Raw genomic sequence first — 4,800 nt, 5'->3', positions numbered from 1 at the left:
TGACCTGTTACTCTGATGGAAATTTGCTGGCTTTACTGTCTGTTGATCCGGCGAATAAGCATGATGTGAGTGTTGTCCGGGAAAAGTTCTGGGTGATTGTTGAGGAGTTTTCCGGCTGTTTTCTGTTTTTGGATAAGGGGTATGTTAGCAGGGGGCTCGAGGAGGAATTTCTGAGGTTTGGCGTTGTTTACACGCCAGTAAAGCGGGGGAATCAGATTAGTAATCTGGAGGAGAAGAAGTTTTACAAGTACTTGTCTGACTTTCGCAGGAGGATTGAGACTTTGTTTTCGAAGTTTTCTGAGTTTCTTCTGAGGCCGAGCAGGAGTGTTAGTTTGAGGGGGTTAGCTGTCAGGATTTTAGGGGCGATTCTGGCCGTGAATCTGGACAGATTATACAACTTCACAGGTGGTGGGAACTAGGGTTATCCGTTTTTTGATGACTCCGGTTGATAGTATGCAAAATTTAAAGAGAAAATTTTTTATTGCATTACTAAACAACATCGCTTTGGCGATACCATGAGAAAAGTACTGGGCTTACTGGTGGCTATGTTGATAGTAGGTTTCAGCGTGAGTTCAGCGACTTTCTCGGGTTATGTGGTAGCTGCAACTTCAGGAACTAAAAGCTCGGTCTACGATGCCTTTTGGGAGATACTAAACAGGGAGGCTGAACTGGTTCCCAAAGCTCAGAGAGGGAATTTGAGTGCCATCAATGAGCTCATCAAAAACTCTCGGGATGGCTCTGAGAACGCGGCTCAAATTTCAGCCCTTGTGTGGGAGGCACTCACGGAGCTTAAGGCCTCCGGAGTGAAACTCCACTATACGGAAAGTGAGCTCAGGGCAATGGCTCAGGAAATCAAAAGAAAGGGCCTTCCCCAGGAAACTGTTAATGCCCTTAAGGAGCAGGGATGGAGCGATGAGGAAATCCAGGCCCTTCAAGACTACATTGTTCAAAACGCCGACTACATTCATGGGGATTTTGACATGGAAAAATTCCTTTCCGACTTTTCAACTGCGTTCCTAAGGGTAGCATTCAGGTACAATGAGTATGAAACTAAGGGTTTGGAATGGAAGTACTGGCGCGGGGCGGATGGAAATCCAAGTCTTGCCGGTAATCGCGTAATTCTCCCTCAGCTATTAATGGGGTGGGTAAACTTTTACACTGCATACAGATCAGGGGGGGTTGATGATAAGCTTTATGCCATACAAAAGCTGAAGCAGGAAGAGCTTAACATAATCTCCGGTAAATTGGACTCAAACACATCAATGGTTCGTGTTTCTGGGGGGTACATTGTCATAACCAAATTTTTAGGCGGTCCTTCACCCTCTCCGCCAAGACCAGAACCAACTCCTATAAAGCCCATAAAGCCAATTATAAAACCAACGTCCTCCTCGGAATCGTTGAACTCATGCAAGATAGAGTACACATGGAACGCCCTTAAAGCATACAACCTTACACTTCAGGTTGAGTCAATACTTCTCGCCAAGAAAGCCGGAAACTCAAATCCCGAGCTGACCTATATGCTTAACGAGAAGGTTTCTCAACTCGCAGATGCTCTAAAGACCTACACACGTTCATCTGGATGCATGGGAGTCCTTCCAAGCCCAATAGGTCCAATATCTGTAGCTGGAGAGGGAGGTCCTCTTGTTGAAGAGGCCTTGGCTGCTGGAGAGGAAGGAAGGCTCGTGGTCACATCGATTTATGTAGTTCCAGTGACGACAACTGCGGATTATGCCACGTACAAAGTCGTGGTTGAGATTAAGGCTGAGAAAAATGCAGTTTCCAACATCGAGGTGGAGTTCAGTGGCACCGAACTCGAGGATTCGGAGAGCGTTGGATTTTTGTATAAAGATGAGATTACGACCGTGGAGAGCACTAATAGCGGGAGGGTATACGGAACTGGAAGCGTTTTGGTTAGTGGAACGGTCAAGATTACATACAAGCCCTCTTCGGGAGACACTCCCCTTTCAACGGATTCCGAATATTCCCTAACATCAACTAGGCTGATTGAGGTTTCTTATTCGGCGACAATAACTCTTGAAGACCCGATAGATCCAGGTAAAGTTCAAGCATCGCTTTTAATTCAGGATTCGGACAGGGATGGGAGTTTTGAAGAAGGAGAGGATTTAACGTTCAAAGCCGTTGTTACAAACTACAACAGTGAGCCGATTAGCGGCTCTTGCATGCTTGAAGTTGAAGTTCCACAGACGAGCACAAGCAGGGGCATATATAGACCATCTGGGGGTTTCGATGCTCCAGGAAACGGTGGGAGTGATACCGTAACGCTTGGCTCGGCCCACTATGCGTACTCCGGATCGTACAGCTATACCATGAAATGCAGCTTTGGCCAGCATTCGAAGATTCTAAGCGGGTATTTTGTGGTTTCCAAGGGTTCTACATCAAGCGGCTCACTGCAAATTGTGGGTGTTACCAGGAGCCCGGAGACGGTAAAGAGCGGCGAACAGCTCACGTTCAAGGTTAATGTTGAGAACTCATACACCCAGAGCAAAACTGTTAAGCTGAAGCTCCTCATTGATGGCAAGGTGGTTGATTCGGTGAGCGGTAGTGTTCCAGCAAGCTCCACCAAAAGCTTCACCCTTCAGTGGACTGCTGTTCAGGGTGAGCACTCATACGAGGTTAGGCTTTTCGAGGTCCTTGGTGGGCAGGAGTTGGAAGTGGATGGTTGGAGTGGAGAGGTGAGTGTTGCTTCTCAGTATCAGCAGTTTGCAGTCTCTTTGGAGGCATTCCCAACAGAACTTGAAGGCGGCGGAACAGTGTTCTTTACTGTTAGGATTTGGAATTTTGACTCTAGTGCCATCTCCGTTAGGGGTTTCGTGGAGGATGAGAGTGGGGCGATAATAAAGAGGATTGATGGTTTTGAGGGTGGAGTTCCAGCGAATGGCGGGAGGAACGTTAGTTTCAGTTACACTATCCATGGTGTTGGCAACCACGCGTTCAGAGTCTTCCTCGACAATTATGATGGTGAACCGAACGGTGCAGGAGAAGAACATTGGGCAGAAGTGACGGTGAAAGTGAAACCTGTGAATGGGACTGAATTAAAGCAGGTGGGGTTTGAGTGCAGTGATTTGTATTTCACTAAGCTAGTCACGGGTGTAAATCTAGAGTCCATCAAGAACGTTCTCATAAACTATCAAGCGGAAGTTGAATGTGTTGCTATTATATACAACCCCACGGATGAAAAAATAAAAATTGATGGATTGGATATTGGAGACGCTACTGCCGCTCCAACTGCATTGAATGTTGGACTGAAAAAGTTTAAGGGTAAGATTTCATCTGATATAATAGTTCCTCAGAGTTATATTACCATTCAGTTTATGTCAATTGCAGAGGTTCCTCTCGCAGTATTGGAGGGGGGTCTCTGGGGAAGTACATACTACGTGGAGTTACCGTATAACCTTAATACTTCTCATGGAACATTTAAATTCAAAGGTTACGGTAGTGGCAGAATAACTCAGAATAACAAAGTTGTTACTGTGGATATTGCCGTTACGCTGATATTCCTCAAGGGGTCAAACAAAGTGATAGTATGGGCGAGAAATGCGATTGAATACTCGCGGAGGGTATTTGGTTATCTCGACTATTTCACGGGGGAGTAAAAGATGGAGCTAGTGTATATAGTCTCCCTCCTTCCCTTTTTGGGTCTTATTGCGTATCCTAACTGGAAGAGGGTACTTCAGCTTTCTTTTGCTTTTTCACTGCTGTCTCTGGAATTGCTGACACTTAGCAAGGCCTTTGAGAATCCTGTCCTTGGCTTGGGATTTGGAATTTTTTCGTTTGGGATACCATATTCTCTAATTACAAATCAGACCAAAAAGGACAAGGAGTTTTCAAGTGGAGGCAGTATTGTGCTCATTATATGGGTTGCTGTGGTGATTTATTTGGTAGTCAAAAAAGGTATCGAGAACTTTTCAATCCTTCTTAAAATAGTCTCAATAAGCCTGCTAAATGGGATTGGAATAATCTCATTGGGCCAAAAGCTCGGAAAAACTTATGTGGCGCTAACATTGTTGGCACTTTGGGCATTAATCTGGATAATCAAAGACTACGCTATTATACTTTTAGGTGGAATAGCTGTGGTGTTATACGTTGCCCAGTTATATAAGGAGGGGTTGACATGAAATGTCACTGCCAGAGTAATCCGCATAGGAAAATGATAACAATGGCGTCTTGCAGGTGATATCATGAATGAATTTCGAGTTCATGACCTTTTGACTTTTATCTTCACCTTTCTGATTTCTATGGTGGAACTGCTTGTGGATAGTCTGTTGGTTGATTCGAAGCCAGTTAATGTCAGCACTTCCGGTGCTTCGGTGGCTCTGCACTGGGTTGCTGTTCAGGGTGAGCACTCATACGAGGTTAGGCTTTTCGAGGTCCTTGGTGGGCAAGAGTTGGAAGTGGATGAGTGGAGCGGGGAGGTGAGTGTTGCGCGCGTGTTGAATGGTCTCTCTGCCTGGCTGGAGGTTGTTCCAAACCCGGTTGAAGCGGGTAATAATGCACCCTAGTTCCCATTAGATCGTTAGAGTTATAAGCACTTAAGTCTTTTGATTGATTGGTGGTTGTATTGAGCTTTCAGAGGAAAATCCTGATCATAAAATCCGAAATCTACCCGATAATCAGCAAACACTACCCGAAAAACACTCACAGGGAAATAATCAGCCTCTACGACCTGATAACCTTCGCAATACTAGCACACTTGCACTTTAACGGAGTTTACAAGCACGCTTACAGAGTCCTAATCGAAGAAATGAAGCTGTTCCCCAAAATCAGGTACAACAAACTAAC

Annotated in this window: 4 protein-coding genes and 1 pseudogene; all 5 read left to right on the top strand. The window is 45.3% G+C overall.

What is annotated here, in order from left to right:
* Positions 1 to 419: transposase (locus tag GBV73_RS10460; RefSeq protein WP_152881202.1), on the top strand; the 419-nt coding region annotated here is incomplete at its 5' end.
* 96 nt (positions 420 to 515) lie between these two features.
* Positions 516 to 3,614, top strand: a complete 3,099-nt coding sequence (locus tag GBV73_RS10455) for a hypothetical protein (protein WP_152881200.1) — start codon at positions 516 to 518, stop codon at positions 3,612 to 3,614.
* A gap of 3 nt (positions 3,615 to 3,617) precedes the next feature.
* Positions 3,618 to 4,136 carry a hypothetical protein gene (locus tag GBV73_RS10450; RefSeq protein WP_152881198.1) on the top strand — a complete coding sequence of 173 codons (519 nt, stop codon included), beginning with the start codon at positions 3,618 to 3,620 and terminating at the stop codon, positions 4,134 to 4,136.
* Positions 4,137 to 4,199: 63 nt separating this feature from the next.
* Complete coding sequence (locus tag GBV73_RS10445) at positions 4,200 to 4,520, top strand: hypothetical protein (protein ID WP_152881196.1); 321 nt, start codon at positions 4,200 to 4,202, stop codon at positions 4,518 to 4,520.
* 50 nt (positions 4,521 to 4,570) lie between these two features.
* A pseudogene (locus GBV73_RS10440) lies at positions 4,571 to 4,800 on the top strand (IS982 family transposase); the annotation flags it as partial.

This window comes from Thermococcus sp. 101 C5 (assembly GCF_009372125.1).
GTDB classification, from domain to species: domain Archaea; phylum Methanobacteriota_B; class Thermococci; order Thermococcales; family Thermococcaceae; genus Thermococcus_A; species Thermococcus_A bergensis.
This window is presented reverse-complemented; position numbering and strand designations above follow the sequence as displayed.